This is a genomic window from Streptomyces africanus (assembly GCF_002150735.1).
In the GTDB taxonomy this organism is placed as follows: Bacteria; Actinomycetota; Actinomycetes; order Streptomycetales; family Streptomycetaceae; genus Streptomyces; species Streptomyces africanus.
In genome coordinates, this window is sequence record NZ_MUKA01000328.1 from 1 (window position 1) to 23,800 (window position 23,800).

General features: G+C 71.7%; 16 protein-coding genes, 1 tRNA gene and 3 pseudogenes. 18 read left to right on the top strand and 2 right to left on the bottom strand.

Features of this window, described 5'->3' with window-relative positions; all coding sequences use genetic code 11:
* The 5 genes from CCL05_RS33835 to CCL05_RS33855 all read left to right on the top strand — a co-directional run.
* Nucleotides 1–746: type II secretion system F family protein (locus tag CCL05_RS33835; RefSeq protein WP_244204494.1), on the top strand; the 746-nt coding region annotated here is incomplete at its 5' end.
* Nucleotides 743–1,531: a type II secretion system F family protein gene (locus CCL05_RS33840; protein WP_086564477.1), complete on the top strand. Its 789-nt coding sequence runs from the start codon at nt 743–745 to the stop codon at nt 1,529–1,531. The genes CCL05_RS33835 and CCL05_RS33840, both read left to right, overlap by 4 nt.
* A gap of 77 nt (nt 1,532–1,608) precedes the next feature.
* Nucleotides 1,609–1,818: a DUF4244 domain-containing protein gene (locus CCL05_RS33845; RefSeq protein ID WP_086564478.1), complete on the top strand. Its 210-nt coding sequence runs from the start codon at nt 1,609–1,611 to the stop codon at nt 1,816–1,818.
* A complete protein-coding gene (locus tag CCL05_RS33850) occupies nt 1,805–2,170 on the top strand; it encodes a TadE family type IV pilus minor pilin (protein WP_086564479.1) in 366 nt (121 codons plus the stop codon). Before CCL05_RS33845 ends, CCL05_RS33850 begins: the two co-directional genes overlap by 14 nt.
* 41 nt (nt 2,171–2,211) lie before the next feature.
* A complete protein-coding gene (locus tag CCL05_RS33855; RefSeq protein WP_086564490.1) occupies nt 2,212–2,625 on the top strand; it encodes an Rv3654c family TadE-like protein in 414 nt (137 codons plus the stop codon).
* Here CCL05_RS33855 and CCL05_RS33860 read toward each other — a convergent pair.
* The gene (locus CCL05_RS33860; RefSeq protein ID WP_167409664.1) at nt 2,525–5,044 is read right to left on the bottom strand and encodes a DEAD/DEAH box helicase; all 2,520 of its coding nucleotides are present in this window, start codon (nt 5,042–5,044) and stop codon (nt 2,525–2,527) included. The two genes, CCL05_RS33855 and CCL05_RS33860, sit on opposite strands and share 101 nt — an antisense overlap.
* Nucleotides 5,045–5,123: 79 nt before the next feature.
* Here CCL05_RS33860 and bldG point away from each other — a divergent pair, with 79 nt between their 5' ends.
* From bldG to CCL05_RS33915, 11 genes are all read left to right on the top strand, one after another.
* Nucleotides 5,124–5,465: an anti-sigma factor antagonist BldG gene (gene bldG / locus CCL05_RS33865; RefSeq protein ID WP_003991900.1), complete on the top strand. Its 342-nt coding sequence runs from the start codon at nt 5,124–5,126 to the stop codon at nt 5,463–5,465.
* A gap of 135 nt (nt 5,466–5,600) precedes the next feature.
* Nucleotides 5,601–6,035: an ATP-binding protein gene (locus CCL05_RS33870; RefSeq protein ID WP_086564481.1), complete on the top strand. Its 435-nt coding sequence runs from the start codon at nt 5,601–5,603 to the stop codon at nt 6,033–6,035.
* A 273-nt stretch (nt 6,036–6,308) separates the two neighbouring features.
* The gene (locus tag CCL05_RS33875; protein WP_086564482.1) at nt 6,309–8,714 is read left to right on the top strand and encodes a sodium-translocating pyrophosphatase; all 2,406 of its coding nucleotides are present in this window, start codon (nt 6,309–6,311) and stop codon (nt 8,712–8,714) included.
* A 193-nt stretch (nt 8,715–8,907) separates the two neighbouring features.
* Nucleotides 8,908–9,489 (top strand): small secreted protein, encoded by a 582-nt coding sequence (locus tag CCL05_RS33880; protein ID WP_086564483.1) that lies wholly within the window; start codon nt 8,908–8,910, stop codon nt 9,487–9,489.
* A 129-nt stretch (nt 9,490–9,618) separates the two neighbouring features.
* Nucleotides 9,619–11,157, top strand: coding sequence for a DUF7059 domain-containing protein (locus CCL05_RS33885; RefSeq protein WP_086564491.1), 1,539 nt, complete (start codon nt 9,619–9,621; stop codon nt 11,155–11,157).
* 219 nt (nt 11,158–11,376) lie between these two features.
* Entirely contained in the window at nt 11,377–11,574 is a 198-nt protein-coding gene (locus CCL05_RS33890; protein WP_086564484.1) for a hypothetical protein, read from the top strand.
* Between the two features lie 246 nt (nt 11,575–11,820).
* The gene (gene topA / locus CCL05_RS33895; protein WP_086564485.1) at nt 11,821–14,667 is read left to right on the top strand and encodes a type I DNA topoisomerase; all 2,847 of its coding nucleotides are present in this window, start codon (nt 11,821–11,823) and stop codon (nt 14,665–14,667) included.
* Nucleotides 14,668–14,823: 156 nt separating this feature from the next.
* Nucleotides 14,824–18,111, top strand: coding sequence for a dTMP kinase (tmk, locus tag CCL05_RS33900; RefSeq protein ID WP_086564486.1), 3,288 nt, complete (start codon nt 14,824–14,826; stop codon nt 18,109–18,111).
* A 109-nt stretch (nt 18,112–18,220) separates the two neighbouring features.
* Nucleotides 18,221–19,426, top strand: a complete 1,206-nt coding sequence (locus CCL05_RS33905) for a DNA polymerase III subunit delta' (protein ID WP_086564487.1) — start codon at nt 18,221–18,223, stop codon at nt 19,424–19,426.
* Between the two features lie 144 nt (nt 19,427–19,570).
* The gene (locus CCL05_RS33910; RefSeq protein WP_086564488.1) at nt 19,571–21,193 is read left to right on the top strand and encodes an alpha/beta hydrolase; all 1,623 of its coding nucleotides are present in this window, start codon (nt 19,571–19,573) and stop codon (nt 21,191–21,193) included.
* A gap of 107 nt (nt 21,194–21,300) precedes the next feature.
* Nucleotides 21,301–21,377: transfer RNA gene (locus CCL05_RS33915), tRNA-Thr, on the top strand.
* Nucleotides 21,378–21,491: 114 nt separating this feature from the next.
* On the opposite strand, the pseudogene CCL05_RS46600 reads toward CCL05_RS33915, so the two are convergent.
* A pseudogene (locus CCL05_RS46600) lies at nt 21,492–22,221 on the bottom strand (site-specific integrase); the annotation flags it as partial.
* On the opposite strand from CCL05_RS46600, the pseudogene CCL05_RS33930 reads away from it, so the two are divergent.
* Both CCL05_RS33930 and CCL05_RS33935 read left to right on the top strand, forming a co-directional pair.
* Nucleotides 22,207–22,884 (top strand): annotated as a pseudogene (locus CCL05_RS33930) (NsdA family TPR-like regulatory protein); the annotation flags it as partial. The pseudogenes CCL05_RS46600 and CCL05_RS33930 overlap by 15 nt on opposite strands.
* A 65-nt stretch (nt 22,885–22,949) precedes the next feature.
* Nucleotides 22,950–23,684, top strand: a pseudogene (locus tag CCL05_RS33935) (serine hydrolase domain-containing protein); the annotation flags it as partial.
* Nucleotides 23,685–23,800: the final 116 nt, after the last annotated feature.

The following is a 23,800-nucleotide window of genomic DNA, read 5'->3' on the forward strand; positions in this document are numbered from 1 at the left end:
CACTCGGCCCGCAGCCGCCCGGGTGGGGGCGCATGGCCGATGGTCTGCGGCGGGTCCGCGGGCGGCTGCGGGCCGAGTGGTGGGCGCCGGTGGCCGGGCTGGTGCTGGCGGTGCTCGGGGCGTCGGTGCTGCCGGTCGTCCTGGGAGCGGCCGGCGTACCGCTGCTGCGACGGGTCCGGCTGGCCGACCGGGTGCGGCGGGAGCGGGAGCACCGGGCCGACGCGGTGATCGCGCTGTGCGGGGCGCTCGCCGGGGAGGTGCGGGCCGGGCGGCAGCCGGGAGAGGCGCTGCTGCGGGCCGCGCGGGACTGCGGCGGACTCGCGGACGCACAGGGGACGGTGCTGGCGGCGGCGCGGTTCGGCGGTGACGTGCCGGACGCGCTCGCGACCGCCGCCGGGCAGCCGGGTGCCGAGGGGCTGCGGGGACTCGCGGCGTGCTGGCGGGTAGCCGTGGACCAGGGCGCGGGGCTTGCGGCCGGACTCGACCGGCTCGCCGCCGCCCTGCGCGCCGAACGGGACCAACGCTCCGACCTGCGAGCCCAGTTGGCGGGCGCGCGGGCCACGGCGGTGCTGCTCGCCGGGCTGCCGGCCCTGGGCCTCCTCATCGGCACCGCCCTCGGCGCCGACCCCCTCCACGTCCTGCTGCACACCACGGCGGGCCTGGGCTGTCTGGTGGCCGGCGGTGTGCTGGAGGGCCTCGGGCTGTGGTGGGTGCAGCGGATCGTGCGGGGAGCGGAGGCGGCATGAGCGCAGAAGTTATCCACAGGCTGGGGGTGACGGTGGGGGTGCTGCTGGCCCTCTGGTGGTCGGTGCGCCGGCTGAAGAACGCGGGACACCGCCGGAGGATGCGGCGCCGGCTGGCCGGGCTGTCGCCCCGGGAAGCGACCGCTCGGACTCCGCGCCTCGGGTGGGGGCGGGCGGCGCGGAGATGGCCGGCTCCCCTGGGCCTGGCGTGCGCCGGGTGGGTGCTGATCGGCGGCCCGGTCGGTGTCGCCGTCGGACTGGCCGGCGCGGTGGGGATGTGGCGGTGGCGGCTGCGGCGGGAGGCGGCCGGTACGGACACGCGGACACCCGACCTCGCCGAGGCGGCACGGCAACTGCCCCTGGCCGCCGACCTGCTGGCGGCCTGCATCGCGGCGGGCGCCGGGCCGGTGATCGCCGCGCAGGCGGTGGGCGAGGCCTTGGGCGGGCCGGTGGGCGACGCCCTCGCCCATGGCGCGGCGGAGGTACGGCTGGGCGGCGAACCGGGCCCTGCCTGGCGGAGGCTGGCCGCCCTCCCCGGCGCCGGAGGCCTGGCCCGGCTGCTCGAACGGGCCGACGTCTCCGGACTGCCCGCCGCCACGCCGGTCGCACGACTCGCCGCCGAGGCCCGTGCCGACTGGGGGCGCGCCGCGACGGCCAGGGCACGCCGGGCGGGCGTCATGGTCAGCGCGCCGGTCGGGCTGTGCTTCCTGCCCGCGTTCATCGCGGTCGGCGTGCTGCCCGTGGTGATCGGGCTCGCGGATGGGGTGCTCGGAGGGGGTGGTGCGTGAGACGGAGACCTGGATCGGCGGCGGAACAAGTCAGCGACAACCAACAGAAGTTCGGACACTTTCCTACGGGGGTTGAGATGTATCAGGCGGTACGGGCACGGCTGGGTGCCCTGGTGCGCGGGGCGCGTGCGGCGCGGAGGGACGCGGGGATGGTCACGTCCGAGTACGCGATGGGAATCGTCGCGGCGGTGGCCTTCGCGGTGGTGCTCTACAAGGTCGTCACGAGCGGTGCGGTCAGCGCGGAGCTCCAGAACATCGTGAAGGAAGCCCTCAATGCGCGGATGTGAGCGGGGCGCGGACCGGGGGTTCGTCACGGCGGAGTCGGCTGTGGTGCTGCCCGTGCTGGTGATGTTCGCGATGGCGCTGGTGTGGGGGCTGCTGGTCGTGGCCGCGCAGATCCAGTGCGTGGACGCGGCACGGACGGGCGCTCGCGCGGCGGCCCGCCAGGACCCGCCCGACGCGGTCGTGCGACTGACCCGCGAGGCGGCACCGCCCGGCGCGAAGGTGACCGTCGACCGGGGCGCGGAACACGTCCGGGTGGTCGTCGTGGCCGAGCCGCCGGTGCTGCGCGGCCTGTCCTTCACCGTGCGGGAGGAGGCCGTGGCGTCGGTGGAGGAGACGGTGGGGGTGGGCACGTGAGCCGGCGGCCGGAGACGCGGGGCCGGAACCCGGGGCACCGGCTGAGGCGATCCACCGCCTCGGACCAGGGGTCCGCCACCGTCTGGAGTATCGGGGCGATCGCCGTCCTGTGCGTGGTGTTCGGCGTCGTCCTCGCGCTGGGGCAGGCCGTCGTGATCCGGCACCGGGCGGCGGGCGGTGCGGATCTCGCGGCGCTCGCGGCGGCCGACCACTGGGCCGAGGGCGGTACGGCGGCCTGTGCCCGGGCCGGCCGGGTGGCCCGGGCACAGGGCGTCCGGCTCGTGCGGTGCGAGGTCGTCGGGGAGGTCTCGGACGTGACGGCGGCGTCGGGCCGGGGGCCGTTCACGGCGGAGGTCAGGGCGCGGGCGGGGCCTCCGCCGGCTCCCTCGGGCCTTCCTTCGGCGGCTCCTCCGCCGCCTCCTTCTCCTCGGGAGCCCCCTCCAGCAGCACCGTGAGCAGCCGGACCGCACCTCTCTTGTGCAGTGGATCGTTGCCGTTGCCGCACTTGGGGGACTGGATGCAGGACGGGCATCCGGCGTCGCACTCGCATGAGGCGATGGCCTGGCGGGTGGCGGTCAGCCAGGTGCGGGCGGTGTGGAAGGCGCGCTCCGCGAAGCCCGCGCCGCCGGGATGGCCGTCGTAGACGAAGACCGTGGGCAGGAGCGTGTCGGGGTGGAGCGGGATCGACACGCCGCCGATGTCCCAGCGGTCGCAGGTCGCGAAGAGGGGCAGCAGACCGATCGAGGCGTGCTCGGCGGCGTGCAGGGAGCCGCCGAGGATCTCCGGGTTGATCCGGGCGCGGTCGAGCTGGTCCTCGGTGACGGTCCACCACACGGCCCGGGTGCGCAGCGTACGAGGAGGGAGGTCGAGTTTCGTCTCGCCCAGCACCTCACCGGTGATGAGCCGTCTGCGGAGGAAGGAGACGACCTGGTTGGTGACCTCGACGGAGCCGTAGCACAGGCGTCCGTCGCCCCAGGGGACCTCGACGTCCGTCTCCAGTACGGAGATCGACGTCGTGTCGCGGGCGACCGTCGAGTAGGGCGGCGCGGCCTCCTCGACGAGCGCGACGGAGTCCTCCAGGTCCAGCGACCGCACCAGGTACGTGCGGCCCTGGTGGAGGTGGACCGCCCCCTCGTGGACGGTCGAGTGCGCGGCGCCCGCGTCGACCGTGCCGAGCAGCCGGCCCGTGCCGGCCTCGACGACCTGGACCGGCCGCCCGCCCTCACCGCGGATGTCGGTCAGGTCGGCGGCCCGCTCGCGGCGCGTCCAGTGCCAGGCCCTGGTCCGGCGGCGCAGCAGCTTGGCGGCTTCGAGCTGGGGGAGGAGGTCCTCGCAGGCCGGGCCGAACAGGTCGAGGTCCTCGTCCGTCAGGGGCAGTTCCTCGGCGGCCGCACACAGGTGCGGGGCCAGCACGTAGGGGTTGTCCGGGTCGAGGACCGTCGACTCGACGGGCTGGTCGAACAGGGCCTCCGGGTGGTGGACGAGGAAGGTGTCCAGCGGGTCGTCCCGTGCGACCAGGACGGCCAGCGCCCCCTGCCCGGACCGTCCGGCCCGGCCCGCCTGCTGCCAGAGGGAGGCACGTGTGCCCGGGTAACCGGCGATGACGACCGCGTCCAGGCCGGAGATGTCGATGCCGAGTTCGAGGGCGTTCGTCGCCGCGAGGCCCAGCAGTTCACCCGAATGGAGGGCTTGTTCGAGTGCCCGGCGTTCCTCCGGGAGATAACCGCCCCGGTACGCCGCGACACGCCGGGCCAGCGACCGGTCGACCTCGGCCAGCCGCTCCTGGGAGATGACGGAGATCAGCTCGGCCCCGCGCCGGGACCGTACGAAGGCGACCGAGCGCACGCCCTGCACGGTGAGGTCGGTGAGCAGGTCGGCGGCCTCGGCGGTGGCCGTGCGGCGGACGGGGGCGCCCTTCTCGCCGTGCAGCTCGGTCAGCGGCGGTTCCCAGAGGGCGAACACCAGTTCACCGCGCGGGGAGGCGTCGTCAGCGACCTCCAGTACCGGCAGGCCGGTGAGGCGGCGGGCGGCCACCGCGGGCTCGGCGGCGGTCGCGGAGGCCAGCAGGAACACGGGCGAGGAGCCGTAGCGGGCGCACAGGCGGCGCAGCCGGCGCAGCACCTGGGCGACGTGCGAGCCGAAGACGCCGCGGTAGGTGTGGCACTCGTCGACGACGACGTACTTCAGCGACTTCAGGAAGGAGGACCAGCGGGGGTGGGACGGCAGGATGCCGCGGTGCAGCATGTCCGGGTTGGTCAGGACGTAGTTGGCGTACTGGCGGATCCACTCGCGCTCCTCGAACGGAGTGTCGCCGTCGTACACGGCCGTGCGTACCGAATGGCCCAACGGATGTGAAAGTTCCTTCACGGAGCGGCACTGATCCGCCGCAAGGGCCTTGGTGGGAGCCAGGTAGAGAGCCGTGGCGCCGCGGCCGTTCGGGGCCTCGGCGCCGTCAAGGAGGGTGGACAGGACCGGCACGAGGTAGGCCAGGGACTTGCCGGAGGCCGTGCCGGTGGCGACGACGACCGATTCGCCGTCCAGCGCGTGCTCCGCCGCGCGCGCCTGATGGGCCCAGGGGTGCTCGATGCCCGCGGCCTGCACGGCCGCCACGACCTCCGCGCGGATCCGGTCCGACCAGACGGCATGCCGACCCTCGCGCGGGGGCAAGTGCTCCGTATGAGTAATGCGCGAAGCCCTGCTCGGACCGGACGCGAGCCGGTCCAGGACCGCGCCCGGCGCGGGTCGGGAGGCGGGGTCCGTCGGGGGTCCATCGGATCGGTGATTCTTGGCCATCGGCACCGAGTGTGTCACTGGCGTGACGGACAATGGAGCCAAGGCGTCGTGCACGCCTGCCCGTAAGTGATTGAATGCCATCGCGGCTGGCGAACCGTCCAGGGGACGAAGCCGAGGTGCCCCAAGGGCGACCGCTCGATAGCAAGGTGCTGGAGGATCCGTGGACCTGTCCCTGTCGACCGAGACCATGGGCGATCGCACGATCGTCAGGGTCGGTGGCGAAATCGACGTATATACCGCGCCCAAGCTGCGCGAGCAGTTGGTCGAGCTGGTGAACGACGGCAGTTTCCACCTTGTCGTCGACATGGAGGGCGTGGACTTCCTCGACTCCACCGGGCTCGGCGTGCTGGTCGGCGGCCTGAAGCGTGTGCGGGCCCATGAGGGCTCCCTGCGCCTGGTCTGCAACCAGGAGCGCATTCTGAAGATCTTCCGTATCACCGGCCTGACCAAGGTGTTCCCGATTCACACCTCGGTCGAGGAAGCGGTGGCGGCGACCGACTGATCACCGTGCCCGGGCCTCGTGCCCGGGCCGGCCGAAGTCGCGGCAAGAGTTCGGCAGAAGTGAAGACCGAGGGGGCCCGGGATTTCGGCGGCCCGGAGCCTCTCGACAGCACGCCCGTAGTTGCGAGGGGGATGCATGGCCACCGTTGAGCTCCGCTTCAGCGCGCTGCCCGAGCACGTCAGGACCGCCCGGCTGGTGGCGGCCGCGGTGGCGCGCAGGGCCGGAGTGGACGAGGCCGTCCTCGACGAGGTCAGGCTCGCCGTCGGCGAGGCCTGCACGCGGGCCGTCGGGCTGCATCAGACCGGCGGGATCTCGGCACCGGTGAAGGTGCTGCTGATCGAGGAGGAGAAACAGTTCTCCATCGAGGTCGGCGACGAGGCCCCGCACGCGGTCCCCGGCGAGCGCACAGGCGCCGGACCCGGCGACCCCGACGGTGAGACCGAGGAGGACGAGATGGGCCTCGCGGTCATCAGCGGACTCGTCGACGATGTCGAGGTCAGCGCGGAGGAGCACGGCGGGTCGATCAAGATGACCTGGCCGACCACCCCGCCGCCGACCATCCTGGTCTGACAAGCCACCGCGCACACCGTTCGACGAAGGGCCCCACACCCGTGGGGCCCTTCGTCATGTGCGGGTGTCAGTGGTCGCCTTTACAGTAGTTCCTGTGCCGTTCATCGCGTGAATTCGTTCACGATCATTCGCATGCTCCACGGTCGTCCGAGAATGCTTTCAGGGCATTACTTCAGAAGGCCAATTCCACTAATCGCGCTCTGTTTTGATCAGGTTCCGGTACCTACAATCCCGTCCACATCTTGAGCTCAGCCCAAGCGTCAAGGAGGACGAATGGCGGGGCTTTCTCTCTCACCACAGTCGGGCCATCCCACAGACCTCGCAGCCGCCGTACTGACCGATGACAACCGCATTCTTGTCGTGGTCATCGCGGTCGTCGCGCTGGCGGCGCTCGTGGTCGCGGGCGTCCTGGTACGCCAGGTACTCGCGGCCGGCGAGGGCACCGACAGCATGAAGAAGATCGCGGCGGCGGTCCAGGAAGGCGCGAACGCCTATCTGGCACGTCAGCTGCGCACGCTCGCCGTATTCGCCGTGGTCGTGTTCTTCCTGCTCATGCTGCTGCCCGCGGACGACTGGAATCAGCGTGCCGGTCGGTCGGTGTTCTTCCTGATCGGAGCGGCGTTCTCGGCGGCCACCGGCTATATCGGCATGTGGCTCGCCGTGCGCAGCAATGTGCGTGTCGCCGCGGCGGCGCGCGAAGCCACTCCGGCGGCAGGCGAGCCGGAAAAAGATCTCACCACCGTCTCGCACAAAGCGATGAAGATCGCATTTCGCACGGGCGGCGTCGTCGGCATGTTCACGGTGGGCCTCGGTCTGCTGGGCGCCTCCTGTGTGGTGCTGGTGTACGCGGCCGACGCGCCGAAGGTGCTCGAGGGCTTCGGCCTCGGGGCCGCGCTGATCGCGATGTTCATGCGTGTCGGCGGCGGCATCTTCACCAAGGCCGCCGACGTCGGCGCCGACCTGGTCGGCAAGGTCGAACAGGGCATTCCGGAGGACGACCCGCGCAATGCCGCGACCATCGCCGACAACGTGGGCGACAACGTCGGCGACTGCGCGGGCATGGCGGCGGACCTCTTCGAGTCGTACGCCGTGACCCTCGTCGCCGCGCTGATCCTGGGCTCGGCGGCCTTCGGCGACGCCGGGCTCGGCTTCCCGCTGCTCGTGCCGGCGATCGGTGTGGTCACCGCCATGATCGGCATCTTCGCGGTGGCGCCGAGGCGCGCCGACCGCAGCGGCATGAGCGCCATCAACCGCGGGTTCTTCATCTCCGCGGTGATCTCGCTGGTGCTGGTGGCGGTGGCCGTCTTCGTCTACCTGCCCGGGAAGTACTCCGAGCTCGACGGCGTCACCGACACCGAGATCCTGGGCAAGGACGGCGACCCGCGGGTCCTCGCGCTCGTCGCGGTGGCCATCGGCATCGTGCTCGCTGCCCTGATCCAGCAACTGACCGGCTACTTCACCGAGACCACCCGGCGACCCGTCCGGGACATCGGCAAGACCTCGCTCACCGGCCCGGCCACCGTCGTCCTCGCCGGTATCTCCGTGGGTCTCGAATCGGCCGTCTACACCGCCTTGTTGATCGGCCTCGGCGTGTACGGGGCGTTCCTGCTCGGCGGTACGTCGATCATGCTGGCGCTGTTCGCGGTGGCGCTGGCGGGTACCGGCCTGCTCACCACGGTCGGCGTGATCGTCGCGATGGACACCTTCGGGCCGGTCTCCGACAACGCGCAGGGCATCGCGGAGATGTCCGGCGACGTCGAGGGGGCGGGCGCGCAGGTGCTCACGAACCTGGACGCGGTCGGCAACACCACCAAGGCGATCACCAAGGGCATCGCGATCGCCACGGCCGTGCTCGCGGCGGCGGCGCTGTTCGGGTCGTACCGCGACGCGATCTTCACCGGCGCGCGGGACGTGGGCGAGAAGCTCAGCGGGGACGGTGCCCCGATGAGCCTGATGATGGACATCTCGCAGCCCAACAACCTCGTGGGCCTCATCGCGGGCGCGGCGGTCGTCTTCCTCTTCTCGGGGCTGGCGATCAACGCCGTGTCGCGGTCGGCGGGTTCCGTGGTCTACGAGGTGCGGCGGCAGTTCCGCGAGAAGCCCGGGATCATGGACTACAGCGAGACCCCGGAGTACGGCAAGGTCGTCGACATCTGCACCAAGGACGCGTTGCGCGAGCTGGCCACGCCCGGTCTGCTCGCCGTGATGGCGCCCATCTTCATCGGGTTCACGCTCGGTGTCGGCCCGCTCGGCGCGTTCCTGGCGGGCGCGATCGGCGCGGGCACGCTGATGGCGGTGTTCCTGGCCAACTCCGGTGGCGCCTGGGACAACGCCAAGAAACTCGTCGAGGACGGCCATCACGGAGGCAAGGGCAGTGAGGCCCACGCGGCGACCGTGATCGGCGACACCGTCGGCGACCCCTTCAAGGACACCGCCGGTCCCGCGATCAACCCGCTGCTGAAGGTCATGAACCTGGTGTCGCTGCTCATCGCGCCCGCGGTGATCAATTTTTCCTACGGCGCCGACAAGAGCATCGGGGTGCGGATCCTGGTCGCGGCCGTCGCGTTCCTCGTGATCGTCGGCGCGGTGTACGTGTCAAAGCGGCGTGGAATCGCCATGGGTGACGAAGACAACGCCGATTCGAAGCCCAAGTCGGCGGACCCGGCTGTGGTTTCGTAGGGAGTCGTCCAAGCCCCAGCTCAAGGTGCGGGCGGGCGGCGCGCGTTGACGCGTCGCCCGCCCGCTCTGTGTGTGTGCGCCATCGCGCCGTGAGGCTTCTCTCGCTTGGTGCAAAAGGTTACAAAAGGGTCTTAATAGACTTCCGGCGTGCGGTTGCCGTGCATCTGGCGTGTATGTTCCGGGGCCGAGAGTCATGGAAGGGACCAAACCGGTGAACAAGAAGCTCGCGGCCGCACTGTCCGGCGGTGCGGTACTGGTACTGGCGCTGTCGGGGTGCGGCGGCGACGACAACGAGAAGCTGGACTCCTGGGCCAAGGAGGTCTGCGACGCCGTGCAGCCGCAGGCCAAGAAGATCGAGTCGGCCAATGCCTCGATCCAGAAGGAAACCTCGGACAACAGCAAGCCGGAGGACGTCCAGAAGACCGACGCACAGGCCTTCCAGGACATGTCCGACGCCTACAAGGCCATCGGGGCCGCGGTGACCAAGGCCGGGGCGCCGGACGTCGAGAAAGGCGAGAAGAAGCAGCAGGACGCCGTCAAGGAGCTCAACACGATCTCCTCCTCGTACGCCTCCCTGAAGAAGCAGGTCGACGGGCTCGACACCAAGGACCAGGGCAAGTTCGCGGACGGCCTCAAGGACATCGCCACGGAGCTCGACAAGCTGGGCAAGAGCGGGAACGACGCGCTCCGGACCCTGGAGGAGGGCGAGGTCGGCCAGGCGATGGCGCGCCAGTCCAGCTGCAAGGCGGCCACGGCGCCGGCGACGCAGAGCTGAGCCGAGCCGGACCAGGAGTATCTCCGGGGCCGGCGGGACACCTGAGCCGTCAGTGACTGCGGAGGCGGTCCCGCGGAGACCTGCGCGATGCCGGTACGGGCGCATGCGATGGCGGTGCCGGCGGCCACAATGGGGGGCGTGAGTAACGCCAGCCAGTCATCCCTGTCCCCGCTGCCCTCCTCCGACCGTCCCGATGCCGCCGCCCGGCTCCGGGACGCCCTGCTCGGAGCCTCCTTCACCGCCGACGGGCTGCTCGAACTGCTCGGCGCCCCTGCGTACGCGGCCCTGGCCCGGAGCGAGACCGTGCCCGCGCTCCGGGCGACCCGTGGGGACACGCCGCTGGAGCTGCTCGTCCGGCTGTTCCTCCTTCAGCAGCCCGTGCCGCACGCGCGCGTGGCGGACGTCCTGCCCGTCGAGGCGTGCCTGGACGGTGGCTGGCTGACGCGCGTCGGCGACGACGAGCTGGCCGCCGCCGTGGACGTACGGCCCTACGGCGGGCCCGACGGCGAGGACTGGTTCATCGTGTCGGACCTGGGCTGCGCGGTCGGCGGCGCCGGCGGGATCGGCCGGCGTGACGAGGGGGTCGTCCTGGGAGTCGGCGGGGCCTCCACGACACTCGCCGGCATCACCGTCCGCACGCCGGTCGCCGCCGCGCTCGACCTCGGCACCGGCTCCGGCATCCAGGCGCTGCACGCCGCCCGTCACGCCACGCGCGTGACGGCCACCGATCTCAACCCGCGCGCGCTGCACATCACCGCCCTCACGCTGGCGCTGTCCGGCACCCCGGCCGCCGATCTGCGCGAGGGCTCCCTCTTCGAGCCGGTGCGGGACGACGAGACGTACGACCTGATCGTCTCGAACCCGCCGTTCGTGATCTCTCCCGGCGCCCGGCTCACCTACCGCGACGGCGGGATGGGCGGGGACGATCTGTGCCGCACGCTCGTTCAGGAGGCGGGGGAGCGGCTGAACGAGGGCGGGTTCGCGCAGTTCCTCGCCAACTGGCAGCACGTGGAAGGGGAGGACTGGCAGGACCGGCTCAGGTCCTGGGTGCCTCGGGGCTGCGACGCGTGGATCGTGCAGCGCGAGGCGCAGGACGTCAATCAGTACGCCGAGCTGTGGCTGCGGGACGCGGGCGACCACCGCGAGGACGTGGCGGAGTACCAGGCGCGGTACGACGCCTGGCTCGACGAGTTCGAGGCGCGCAAGGTGAGGGCCGTCGGCTTCGGCTGGATCACCCTGCGCAGGACGGACGCCGCCGTGCCCTCCGTCACGGTGGAGGAATGGCCGCATCCGGTGGAGCAGCCGCTCGGGGACACCATCCGGGCGCACTTCGACCGGCTCGACTACCTGCGCGACCACGACGACGCCGCCCTGCTCGAAGGACACTTCCGGCTCGGCGCCGAGGTCGTGCAGGAACAGGTCGGGCTGCCCGGCGCGGAGGACCCCGAGCATGTCGTGCTGCGCCAGAACCGCGGCATGCGCCGTGCGACCCGGGTGGACACGGTCGGCGCGGGCTTCGCCGGCGTGTGCGACGGCACGATGAGCGCCGGCCGCATCCTCGACGCCATCGCCCAGCTGATCGGCGAGGATCCGGTGCTGCTGCGCGACCGCACTCCGGCGCAGATCCGGCTGCTCGTCGAGCAGGGCTTCCTGGAGCCGGTCCGCTGAGGGGCTCAAGAGATCGTCAGGGTGGTGGTGGCGCCGGCTCGCCAACAAATTCGAGTCGATTTGAACACCTCGTCCGAAACGGTCCGTAAGGGACCGGACGCCCCCGATCCGCGGCGGCGTCGCCCCGGCGTTCACCTCCGGTTCGCCTGCCCGCCGCCCCCGCGTGACAGCCTCCCGTGGCTGGGGAGACGAGGACGGGAAAAAGGGGGACGGCGCGTCATGGAGAGCGAACCGGCGATCTTCGCGGGAGCGGTGTTCTCCCTGTTCGGAGGCGGACTGCTGGCCTGGACCGTGGCATGCGTCCGCCGGCACCGGCCCGTCGCCCAGGGCATGAGCCCCGCCGCGTCGGCGACCCTCGCGAGCGTCGCCGCGGTGCTCGCGCTGGCGGCCGGAACCTGGTGCTTCACCCGCCTCTGAGGCCTGTGCCGGCGACGCGCCTGTGGGTAACCGAAACGTGGCGCTCCGCAGGGACCCGGGCCGGCTCCGGGCACTCCGGGCGGCAGGAATGGTGGTAGTCGGGTTACCGTTCGAGTGGCCGTTGCGGGCTTTTCCCGTTTGACACGGGGGCGGGATGTACCGTCACACTCCGCAGCGTCACCACGACCCGACCCCGGGAGGCGAACCCTGGGGAGGCCCCAGCGTCGACCGGAGAGAAGAGCGAAGTTGTCCCCGACCAGCGAGACCGCACAGGGCGGCCGCCGACTCGTCATCGTCGAGTCGCCTGCCAAGGCGAAGACGATCAAGGGCTACCTGGGCCCCGGCTACGTAGTCGAGGCGAGCGTCGGGCACATCCGCGACCTTCCCAACGGCGCTGCCGAGGTGCCCGAGAAGTACACCGGCGAGGTCCGCCGCCTCGGTGTGGACGTCGAACACGACTTCCAGCCGATCTATGTGGTCAACGCCGATAAGAAGGCACAGGTCAAGAAGCTCAAGGACCTGCTGAAGGACTCCGACGAGCTCTTCCTCGCCACCGATGAGGACCGCGAGGGCGAGGCCATCGCCTGGCATCTGCAGGAGGTGCTCAAGCCCAAGGTCCCGGTCAAGCGGATGGTCTTCCACGAGATCACCAAGGCCGCGATCCAGGCCGCCGTCGCCAACCCGCGCCAGCTCAACCAGAAGCTCGTCGACGCCCAGGAGACCCGCCGCATCCTCGACCGTCTCTACGGTTACGAGGTCTCGCCGGTCCTGTGGAAGAAGGTCATGCCGCGGCTGTCCGCGGGCCGTGTCCAGTCGGTCGCCACCCGACTCGTGGTGGAGCGGGAACGCGAGCGCATCGCTTTCCGTTCTGCTGAGTACTGGGACCTGACGGGCACCTTCGCGACCGGCCGCGCGGGAGACCAGTCGGACCCGTCGTCGCTGGTCGCGCGCCTGCAGACCGTCGACGGCAGGCGGGTCGCGCAGGGCCGCGACTTCGACTCCCTGGGACAACTGAAGAGCGCGAACACCCTCCACCTCGACGAGGCGAACGCCCGCGCCCTGGCCGCCGCCCTGGAGCAGACGAGCTTCGCGGTCCGGTCCGTCGAGTCCAAGCCGTACCGCCGCTCGCCGTACGCCCCGTTCCGTACGACGACGCTGCAGCAGGAGGCCAGCCGCAAGCTCGGCTTCGGCGCGAAGGCGACGATGCAGATCGCCCAGAAGCTGTACGAGAACGGCTACATCACGTACATGCGTACGGACTCCACGACCCTGAGCGACACGGCGGTCGCCGCCGCCCGCGCCCAGGTCACGCAGCTGTACGGCGCCGACTACCTGCCGCCGCAGCCGAGGACGTACGCCGGAAAGGTCAAGAACGCGCAGGAGGCCCACGAGGCGATCCGCCCCTCGGGTGATCGTTTCCGCACTCCCGCCGAGACCGGACTGACCGGCGACCAGTTCAAGCTGTACGAACTGATCTGGAAGCGGACCGTCGCCTCCCAGATGAAGGACGCGACCGGCAACAGCGTCACGGTGAAGATCGGCGGCACGGCGGCCGACGGCCGGGACGTCGAGTTCAGCGCCTCCGGCAAGACGATCACCTTCCACGGCTTCCTCAAGGCGTACGTCGAGGGCGCCGACGACCCGAACGCCGAGCTCGACGACCGCGAGCGCCGGCTGCCCCAGGTCTCCGAGGGCGACGCCCTGAGCGCCGAGGAGATCACGGTCGACGGGCACGCCACCAAGCCCCCGGCCCGCTACACCGAGGCCTCCCTGGTCAAGGAGCTGGAGGAGCGCGAGATCGGCCGCCCGTCGACGTACGCGTCGATCATCGGCACGATCCTGGACCGCGGCTACGTGTTCAAGAAGGGCACGGCGCTCGTCCCGTCCTTCCTGTCCTTCGCCGTCGTCAACCTCCTGGAGAAGCACTTCGGGCGCCTCGTCGACTACGACTTCACCGCCAAGATGGAGGACGACCTCGACCGCATCGCCCGCGGTGAGGCGCAGTCCGTGCCGTGGCTGAAGCGGTTCTACTTCGGTGAGGGCACAGGCGGGGGCGGTGCCGCCGACGCCGGCAACGGCGACGGGGACCACCTCGGCGGCCTCAAGGAGCTGGTGACCGACCTGGGCGCGATCGACGCCCGCGAGGTGTCGTCGTTCCCGGTGGGCAACGACATCGTGCTGCGGGTCGGCCGCTACGGGCCGTACATCGAGCGCGGCGAGAAGGACACCGAGCAGCACCAGCGCGCCGACATCCCGGACGACCTGGCGCCGGACGAGCTGACCGTCGACCTCGCGGAGGAACTGCTCGCCAAGCCGAGCGGCGACTACGAACTGGGCACGGACCCGGCCACCGGCCACACGATCGTCGCCAAGGACGGCCGCTACGGCCCGTACGTGACGGAGATCCTCCCCGAGGGCACCCCGAAGACGGGCAAGAACGCGGTCAAGCCGCGCACGGCGTCCCTGTTCAAGACGATGTCCCTGGACACGGTGACCCTCGACGACGCCCTGAAGCTGATGTCGCTGCCGCGTGTCGTCGGCACCGACGCCGAGGGCCAGGAGATCACCGCGCAGAACGGCCGCTACGGCCCGTATCTGAAGAAGGGCACGGACTCGCGCTCGCTCCAGTCCGAGGAGCAGCTCTTCACGATCACGCTGGAGGAGGCGCTGGCGATCTACGCCCAGCCGAAGCAGCGTGGCCGGGCGGCCGCCAAGCCGCCGCTGAAGGAGCTGGGCACCGACCCGGTGAGCGAGAAGCCGGTCGTCGTCAAGGACGGCCGCTTCGGGCCGTACGTCACCGACGGCGAGACCAACGCGACCCTGCGCTCCGGCGACAGCGTCGAGACGATCACCCCGGAGCGCGGCTTCGAGCTGCTCGCCGAGAAGCGCGCGAAGGCGCCGGCGAAGAAGACCGCGAAGAAGGCGGCCAAGAAGGCTCCGGCGAAGAAGACGACGACGGCCAAGAAGACCGCGGCGAAGAAGACCACGACCGCGAAGAAGACGACGGCCAAGAAGACGACGGCCAAGAAGGCCACCACCGCGAAGAAGACGGCCGCCAAGACGGCGACCGTCTCGGAGCCGGCGGAGGACTGAGGCCCGTTCGGGACCCGTTCGGTATCCGGACTGACAAGGTCCGGATCTTCGCCCAGGGTTCGGAAAGCGAACGCCCCGGCAACACTTCGGTGTCGGGGCGTGCGCATGCCAGGCCGGGCATCCCGGGGTGTCGGTGCCTCCCGATAGGCTGAACGCATGACGCGAGCCGAGCATCCAACGGCCTCTCAGCCGGCCCCTGACGACGCCCTTGTCGCGGACTCCCGCGAGCGTGCCGTCCGCGCCCTGCTGCGCCGTCCGCAGCTGAAGCGGTTGTGGAGCGCGCAGCTCGTGGGCGGCGTGGGCGACACCCTCGCCCTTCTCGTGCTGGTCGTCCTCACCCTCCAAGCGGCCGTCGCCGAAGGCTCGTTCGGGGGCGGTTACCGCGGCGTGGCGTTCGCAGTGGCGACCGTTTTCGGGGTGCGCATCCTCGCGACACTCCTGTTCGGCGCCGTACTCCTCGGCCCGCTCACCGCGCTCACCTCCCAGGACGGCCCGCTGGACCGCCGCTGGACCATGGTGGGCGCGGACGGGCTGCGCGCGGCGCTGCTCATCGTCGCGCCCCTGTGGATCGACTGGACGCCCGAGAACGCACTGGCCGTCCTCCTCGTCACGGCCTTCGTGACCGGAGTCGCCGAGCGGTTCTGGACGGTGTGCCGCGAGAGCGCGGCCCCGGCGCTGCTGCCGCCCCCGCCGCCGGAAGGCGCGACGGTCCGGCCGCTGCCGGATCACATGGACGCCCTGCGCCGCCTGTCGCTGCGCACCGGCTTCGTCGCGATCCCGCTCGCGGCCGTCGCGCTCGTCGTCGCGTCGCTGTTCAACAACCTGCTGGGCGCCGGCATCGACTGGTTCGGCCAGCACCAGGCTGCCCTCGCCTCCTACGTGGCGGCAGGGCTGTTCGCCGCCTCCCTGTCCGTGCTGACCTTCCTGGAGCTGCCCGCCACGCGCACCCCGCGCGCGCGGTCGCCGCTCGAGGGGCTGCGCCGCCCGAAGACCACCGCCGGGTCCGACAAGGGACGCACCGGTGTGATGCCACTGCTCGTGCTGGCCTGCGCGGCCGTCGCCGCCGCGGTGTCCGCCGCCGTCGCCGTGGCCGTGCTGCACGCCAAGGACCTGGGCGGCGGCCCGGTGCTGTACGGGCTGTTCGTGGGCGCGCTGACCGGCGGTGTCGTCGTCGGCATCCGTACGGCGCCCTCGCTGCTGCCCGCCCTGTCGCGCCGCCGGCTGCTCGCGCTGGCCATCGCCTTCACCGGTGTCGCGCTGCTGGCCGCCGGGCTGGTCCCGGACGTCACCAGCGTGCTGCTGATCCTCGCGCTGGCCGGCGTCGGCGCGGGCATGTCCGCCAACACCGGGCACGTCCTGCTCGACCAGGAGACCGAGGAGTACCGGCGGTCCCGTACGACGGAGCACCTGCACGCGGTCGTCCGCGTCTGCGTCGCTCTGGGCGCGGTGATCGCGCCGGTGGTGGCGGCGGGGATCGGGCCGCACCGGCTGGAGAGCGGCAAGTTCGTCTTCGCGCACGGCGGCGCGGCCTTCACGCTGATGCTGGCCGGGGCCCTGCTGCTGCCGGTGGCCGCGCTGGTGCTGGCCAAGGTCGACGACCGTTCCGGAGTCCCGCTGCGCCAGGACCTGCGCGACGCGCTGCTGCGCGGCGACGACCCGGAGCAGGCGCCCGCCGCCTCCGGTTTCTTCATCGCCCTGGAGGGCGGCGACGGGGCCGGGAAGTCCACGCAGGCCGAGGCGCTCGCCGAGTGGATCCGCGGCAAGGGCCACGAGGTCGTGCTGACGCGCGAGCCCGGGGCGACGCCGGTGGGCAAGCGGCTGCGGTCGATCCTGCTGGACGTGTCGAGCGAGGGTCTGTCGCACCGCGCGGAGGCGCTGCTGTACGCGGCCGACCGGGCCGAGCACATCGACACCGTCGTACGGCCCGCCCTGGAGCGCGGCGCGGTCGTCATCTCCGACCGGTACATCGACTCGTCCGTGGCCTACCAGGGGGCGGGCCGTGACCTGTCGCCGACCGAGATCGCCCGGATCAACCGCTGGGCCACGAACGGACTCGTGCCGCATCTGACCGTGCTGCTGGACGTCGCGCCGGAGACCGCGCGCGAGCGGTTCACGGAGGCGCCGGACCGGCTGGAGTCGGAGCCGGCCGAGTTCCACGCGCGTGTGCGGGCCGGTTTCCTGACCCTGGCCGCGGCCGACGCCGGGCGGTATCTGGTGGTGGACGCGGGCCAGGAGCCCGAGGCCGTCACGACCGTCGTCCGGCACCGGCTCGACCAGGTGCTGCCGCTGTCCGAGGCCGAGATCAAGGCCCAGGAGGAGGCCCGGAAGAAGGCCGAGGAGGAGGCCCGCCGGAAGGCCGAGGAAGAGGCGGCCCGCAAGGCGGAGGAGGAGCGCCTGGAGCGCGAGCGCCAGGAGCAGCTCGCCCGGCTGCGCGCCGAGGAGGAGGAGCGCAAGCGGCGCGAGCTGGAGGAGGCGCAGCGCCGCGAGGCCGAACGGCAGGCGGAGGAGGCCCGGCGGCGGGCCGAGGAAGCGCGCAAGAAGGCCGAGGAGGAGCGGGCAAGGCTCCTCGCGGAGGAGAAGGCCCGCGCCGAGGAGGAAGCCCGGCGCAAGGCCGAGGAGGAGCGGCGCCGCCGGCAGGCCGAGGAAGAGGCCCGGCTTCGTGCCGAGGCCGAGGCGCTCCGCCTGGAGAAGCAGCGCAAGGCCGAGGAGGCCCTGCTGCGGGCCGAGGAGGCCCGGCGCCTGGCGGAAGCGGCGGCCGCTGCCGCGGAGGCGGGGCCGAAGAGCGCTGCCCCCCGGGGTACTTCCGGTTCGACGGCCGGTCAGGACGCGGCGACGGTGCCCACGCCCGTGGTGACACCGGAGAACGCCCCGGGCGGCTCAGGCTCGGCGGACGAGACGACCGTGCTGCGCCGGGTGCGGGACGAGGAGGCCCGGGGCCGGACCTCCGGTGGGTCCGACGCCGAGGTGACGGCCGAGCTGCCCAAGCCGCCGGTTCCGCCGGGGGCGGGGGAGGAGACGGAGGTACTGCCGCCGGTTCGCCCCGGCTCCGGCTCCGGCTCCGGCTCCGGGGATGAGACCGAGGTGCTGCCCCAGGTGCCCTCCGGAGCGGGCGACGAGACGGCCGTGCTGCCTCCGGTCCGGCCGGGGGACGCCGAGGAGACGGCCGTGCTGCCGCCCGTACGTGGGGACGAACCGGCGGACCGGGTTCCGCCCGGGTACTTCCGGGAGGACGCCCCGGCCGCCCGGCCCGACGGGACCGAGGACCGTACGCGGGAGATGCCCCAGCTCGACGCCGAGGGCCGGCCCCGCCGGCGGTCCGACTGGGCCGAGGAGACGCCGCTGGACGACCTGCCCTCGCTGGCGGACGAGCTGCTCGGACCGCACGACGAGGACGAGCCGGACGAGGGCCGGGGACGCCGGGGCAAGGGCGGCCGGGGCCGCTGAGGCCTCCGGCGGTCTGCCGGGGGGCGTTGTCAGTGGTCACCCCCACAATGGATCTCGCACCGCAGAAGGTGACGAAACCGTGGAACGTGACGAAAGGGCGGCGTGACCCATGACCGTGTGGGACGACCTCGTCGGGCAGGAGAGGGTGAGCGCGCAGCTGGACGCCGCCGCCCGGGACGCCGACGCCCTGGTCACCGCGGCCGGGACCGACGTCCCCCCGCCCGAGGCGTCGAAGATGACGCATGCGTGGCTGTTCACGGGCCCGCCCGGGGCCGGGCGGAACCAGGCGGCGCGGGCGTTCGCGGCGGCCCTGCAGTGCGTCAGCCCGGACCGGGCCCTCGGCGGCTCCCCGGGCTGCGGCTTCTGCGACGGATGTCACACGGCCCTGATCGGCACGCACGCCGACGTCACCACGGTCGCCGCGGTCGGCACGCAGATCCTCGCCGACGACATGCGCGACACGGTCCGCAAGTCGTTCACGTCACCGGCGAACGGCCGCTGGCAGGTCATCCTCGTCGAGGATGCAGAGCGGCTGAACGAGAAGTCGGCCAACGCCGTCCTCAAGGCCGTGGAGGAACCCGCCCCGCGCACGGTCTGGCTGCTGTGCGCCCCCTCCATCGAGGACGTCCTGCCGACCATCCGCTCCCGCTGCCGCCACCTGAACCTGAGCACCCCGTCGGTCGACGCCGTCGTCGACATGCTGGTACGCCGCGAGGGCATCGAGCCCGGCGTCGCCGCCGCGGCGGCCCGCGCGACCCAGGGCCATGTCGACCGGGCCCGCCGTCTGGCCACCGACCCGGCCGCGCGCGAGCGCCGTGCCGCCGTGCTGAGGCTGCCGCTGCGGGTGGAGGACATCGGCGGGGCGCTCAAGGCCGCCCAGGAGCTCGTGGACGCGGCCGCCGAGGACGCCAAGCAACTCGCGGAAGAGACGGACGCCAAGGAGACCGAGGAGCTGAGGGCCGCCCTCGGCGCGTCCCAGGGCGGCCGCATGCCGCGCGGCACGGCGGGTGTGATCAAGGACCTGGAGGACAAGCAGAAGCGCCGCAGAACACGCACGCAGCGCGACAGCCTCGACCTCGCCCTGACCGACCTCACGGCCTTCTACCGCGACGTCCTCGCCCTCCAGCTCGGTTCCCGCGTGGCCATCGCCAACGCGGACGCCGAGGACGCCCTGGAGCGCCTGGCCCGCGGCAGCTCCCCGGAGTCCACGCTCCGCCGCATCGAGGCGATCGCCGCCTGCCGGGACGCCCTCGACCGCAATGTGGCACCCCTGCTCGCGGTGGAGGCCATGACGATGGCGCTCAGAGCGGGCTGACCCGGCACAGCGGCGCGACAGGGCACCCGCTCGCTACCGCCCGGCACCGCACATGAGGGGGAAGCGGACTTGACGGCGTCACTCGTACGAGGCACGACACGCACACAGGGCATCCATCCCATCGCTCAGAGTTACGATCGCTGGATGGACACAAGGCGCACTCCCCGCTCCGCCGACCGCTCCGGCGGCCTGCACCGCCGGACCCGCAGCGGAGCCAGGACCGTGGCCGGCCTCCTCGCCACGGCCGCGGTGCTCGTCTCCGCCTGCTCCTCCGGGAGCTCGACGACCTCCGCCACGGCCGCGGCGGAGGAGGCGGCACTGGTCGCGCTGCCGCGGTCCACCCCGGCGGCGCTCACGTCGTACTACGCCCAGAAGCCGGCCTGGCGCGGCTGCGGCGTCCCCGGCTTCCAGTGCGCCACGATCAAGGCACCGCTCGACTACGCCGAGCCCGACGCCGGAGACGTCCGGCTCGCCGTCGCCCGCAAGAAGGCCATGGGCCCGGGGAAGCGGCTGGGCTCGCTGCTGGTGAACCCCGGCGGGCCGGGCGGCTCGGCGATCGGCTACGTCCAGGCGTACGCCGGCATCGGCTACCCGGCCGAGGTCCGGGCCCGCTACGACATGGTGGCGGTCGACCCGCGCGGCGTGGCCCGCAGCGAGCCCGTCACCTGTCTGGACGGGCCGGGGATGGACAGGTACACGCGGACGGACAACACGCCCGACGACGCCAGGGAGACCGACGGGCTGGTCGCGGCGTACCGGACGTTCGCCGAGGGCTGCGGCGCGGACGCGCCCCGGCTGCTGCGCCATGTGTCCACCGTGGAGGCGGCCCGGGACATGGACATCGTGCGGGCGGTGCTCGGCGACGAGAAGCTGAACTACGTCGGCGCCTCCTACGGGACGTTCCTCGGCGCGACGTACGCGGGGCTCTTCCCGGACCGGGCGGGCCGGCTGGTGCTGGACGGCGCGATGGACCCGTCGCTGCCCGCGCGGCGGCTGAACCTCGAACAGACGGCGGGCTTCGAGACGGCGTTCCGGTCGTTCGCGCGGGACTGCGTACGGCACAAGGACTGCCCGCTGGGCGGCGCGGGCACCTCGCCCGAGCAGGTCGGCCGGAGCCTCAAGGCGTTCTTCGAGAAGCTGGACGCGCGGCCGGCCGCCACCGGCACCCGTGACGGCCGCCGCCTCACCGAGTCGCTCGCCACGACGGGCGTGATCGCGGCCATGTACGACGAGGGCGCCTGGCAGCAGCTGCGCGAGGCGCTGACATCCGCGATGAAGGAGAACGACGGGTCCGGGCTCCTCACCCTCTCCGACGGCTACTACGAGCGGGACGCCGACGGCGGCTACAGCAACCTGATGTTCGCCAACGCGGCCGTGAACTGCCTCGACCTGCCGCCCGCCTTCGACACCCCCGACGAGGTGCGCAGGGCGCTGCCCCGGTTCGAGAAGGCGTCCCCGGTCTTCGGTGAGGGCTTGGCGTGGGCCTCCCTGAACTGCGCGTACTGGCCCGTGCACGCCACGGGCGAGCCGCACCGCATCGAGGCGAAGGGCGCCGCCCCGATCGTCGTGGTCGGCACGACGCGCGACCCCGCGACCCCGTACCGCTGGGCGCGGGCCCTGGCCGGTCAGCTCTCCTCGGCCCGCCTGCTCACCTACGAGGGCGACGGCCACACGGCGTACGGCCGCGGCAGCTCCTGCGTCGACCGGACGATCAACGCCTACCTGCTCCGCGGCACCCCTCCCACGGACGGCAAACGCTGCTCATAGGCCTGCGCGCAGCCCCGGAGGGCCCGCCTCCGGGGCTGGTGCGGAGCACCCCCGGAAACTGTGTAGACTTACCGTCGTTGCTGATCGCACCATAGTGCGGACAGCGCGCCGCCTTAGCTCAGATGGCCAGAGCAACGCACTCGTAATGCGTAGGTCTCGGGTTCGAATCCCGAAGGCGGCTCCACTGGAACCTCAGGTCAGATAGTCGCTGACCTGAGGTTTTCTGTTGCTCGGGGCATGGCGGGGAGCGTGGTCGGGGTGCCGTGGGATGGCTTGCGTGAGCGGACCGACGCAGGACCTACTTCTCAGGCTTCCGGCGCTTGGCCTTTTTCTTGGCCCTGGCCTTCTTGGCGGCCTTACGGGCTGCCTTCTCAGCCGTGGACTTGCGCTGAAGTGGGAACAACTTGGCGGTGGCCTCGGCGGCGTTCTTGCCGACCTGAGGCAGGACGCTTTGGTAAATGTCCCGGGTGATGCGGGTGTCGCTGTGCCGGGGGGTGTCCGACACGATCTTGATGTCGTTGTAGGCGGCCAGCATGAGGGTGGCAGCACCGTGGCGCAGGTCGTGCAAGCGGATCGGCGGGAGGCGGCAACGAGCCGCTCGAAGAGGTCGGTCACCTTGCCGGGGTGCAGCCAGGAGCCGTCCTCCTGAGTGAAGACGTGCCCGGCGTCCACCCTGGCCGATGCCCACTCCTAGCGGTCCGCGTCCTGTCGTTCGCAGTGTCGCGTCAGGACGTTGACGGCGTCGTCATCGAGCGCGACGGCGCGGTATCCGCTGGTCGGTCTGGGGTCGGACGCCTCGACTTCCCAGCCGTCCTGCATGAGCTGCGAGGAGACGGTGAGGGAGTGGGTGTCGAGGTTTGTCTCCGACCACGTCTGCCCGCACGCCTCACCACGGCGCAGGCCACGGAAGGCGATCAGGTGCCACATCGCGCACAGCCGGTCATCGGCGACGAAGTCGAGGAAGGCGCCGGTCTATTGGGGTGTCCAGACCATCACGGGGACGGCTTCTCGCCCGTCTGCTCCCACTGGCCGTCCGCGTGTCACACCTGACCGGCTGGATGGCCTACGCCGGGCTGCGCGCCGCAGGCCAGCAGTATGGCGTCGGAGCCCGCACGGCAGGGGACGACGCCTTCGGGGCCTTCGTCTTGGCCGAGATGGGGGTCGATGTTTCGGAGGCGGGCGGCACCGCCGAGCGGGTCGCCCTCATCTTGACCGCCATCGACAACGCGCCACGAACGCTGCCGCTTTACAGCCAGTCCTTTCTCTATCTGCATAAGGCCGAAGAAGCTCTGTCCCGCGACGGCGGCCATCAGCGGGCCGGCAGGGCGCTGAACCGCGCAGCATCCCACTGGGAGCGCCACACAGAAAGCGAAGACCCCGACTGGTTCCTACTCCGTGCAGGCCAAGTAGAGCGTGCAACAAGCGCGTTGGAGACCTCAGTCAACAGGGCTGCCCCCTGTGACATGGTCGTACGGACTGCCCGCCTGGCCGAAGCCCGGCTCGCTGGCAACGACCTGGACGGGGCACTCGACGCAGCGAACCGCGGCGCCGAACTCCTCGAAGACAAGGTCAGCTCCATGCGAGCCCTGGATCGCCCGAAGGAGTTCTCCGCACGGCTCGAACCGAACACATCCGTTCCAGGCGTCCGCGAGTTCCCTGAGCGCCTGAAGGCACTTCCTGTCGCCTCCTGACGCCGGTACGCGTTCGGGCGCCGCAACTCAGCCCGCCCCTGGAAGCAGGCGGCGCGGGTGCCACGATGGACAACATAGCGATGATCGGCGGTGAGGTCGCGCCGGGTTCGAGCTGGTGCGCGAGGCGTTCGTAGAGAACTTCGCCCGGCACTGGGACATCGGCGCGGCAGTTTGCGTGTACTGGCACGACCGCCCGGTGGCGGACCTGGGGGGGAGGGGGGGGATGCCGACGCCGAGACCGGCCGACCGTGGAGGCGAGACACACTGCAACTCGTTTACTCGGCGACAAAGGGAGCGATCCCTACTGCCGCGCACCTCCTCGTCCAGCGGGCGAGCTGGACCTGGGCGCGCCAGTGGCCACGTATTGGCCACAGTTCGCGGCGAACGGCAAGACGGACATCCCGGTGCGCTGGTTGCTGTTCCACCGGGTCGGCTTGGTCACGCTGGACTAGGCGATGCCGCTGACTGAGGCGTTGGCACCTGATGGCGGCAGCGATGCTGCGCAACGCCCCGTGTGGACTTCCGGCAGCGCGCACGGGTATCACGGGCGAACCTGGGGCTGGCTGGTCGGTGGGGTAACCGTCGGGTTTGGTGGTCGCACGCCAGGCTGCTTCTTCGCCGAAGAGATCGCCGTCCCGCTGCGCCTCGACTTCTTCATCGGGCTGCCGACGGATGAACGCGACCGGAGCAGTCACATGGTCCACAGCAAGCCCGAGGTTGATCTCACCTCTGTCGCTCCAGAGCTGGTTCCTGTGGAACTTCGCGAGCAGGTCGCCGCATGGCGCGATCCGAACTCGCTCTGCACAGTCAGTCGGGATGGACCAAGTGCCGGTGGCAGCGAGCCGGTTCAGTGCTGGATACCAGCTGGCGACTGAGGACAACGCGATGACGGGGCCTAGCTGTGCTGTCCCGGGAC

Bases quoted from the DNA above. Each gene is read 5' to 3' on its own strand.
- CCL05_RS33870 (WP_086564481.1), top strand. From the start codon at position 5,601: ATGGCCACCGTTGAGCTCCGCTTCAGCGCGCTGCCCGAGCACGTCAGG.
- tmk (WP_086564486.1), top strand. From the start codon at position 14,824: ATGACGCGAGCCGAGCATCCAACGGCCTCTCAGCCGGCCCCTGACGAC.
- CCL05_RS33875 (WP_086564482.1), top strand. From the start codon at position 6,309: ATGGCGGGGCTTTCTCTCTCACCACAGTCGGGCCATCCCACAGACCTC.
- CCL05_RS33910 (WP_086564488.1), top strand. From the start codon at position 19,571: ATGGACACAAGGCGCACTCCCCGCTCCGCCGACCGCTCCGGCGGCCTG.
- CCL05_RS33880 (WP_086564483.1), top strand. From the start codon at position 8,908: ATGGAAGGGACCAAACCGGTGAACAAGAAGCTCGCGGCCGCACTGTCC.
- CCL05_RS33860 (WP_167409664.1), bottom strand. From the start codon at position 5,044: ATGGCATTCAATCACTTACGGGCAGGCGTGCACGACGCCTTGGCTCCA.
- CCL05_RS33840 (WP_086564477.1), top strand. From the start codon at position 743: ATGAGCGCAGAAGTTATCCACAGGCTGGGGGTGACGGTGGGGGTGCTG.
- CCL05_RS33885 (WP_086564491.1), top strand. From the start codon at position 9,619: ATGGGGGGCGTGAGTAACGCCAGCCAGTCATCCCTGTCCCCGCTGCCC.
- CCL05_RS33890 (WP_086564484.1), top strand. From the start codon at position 11,377: ATGGAGAGCGAACCGGCGATCTTCGCGGGAGCGGTGTTCTCCCTGTTC.
- CCL05_RS33845 (WP_086564478.1), top strand. From the start codon at position 1,609: ATGTATCAGGCGGTACGGGCACGGCTGGGTGCCCTGGTGCGCGGGGCG.
- CCL05_RS33850 (WP_086564479.1), top strand. From the start codon at position 1,805: ATGCGCGGATGTGAGCGGGGCGCGGACCGGGGGTTCGTCACGGCGGAG.
- CCL05_RS33905 (WP_086564487.1), top strand. From the start codon at position 18,221: ATGACCGTGTGGGACGACCTCGTCGGGCAGGAGAGGGTGAGCGCGCAG.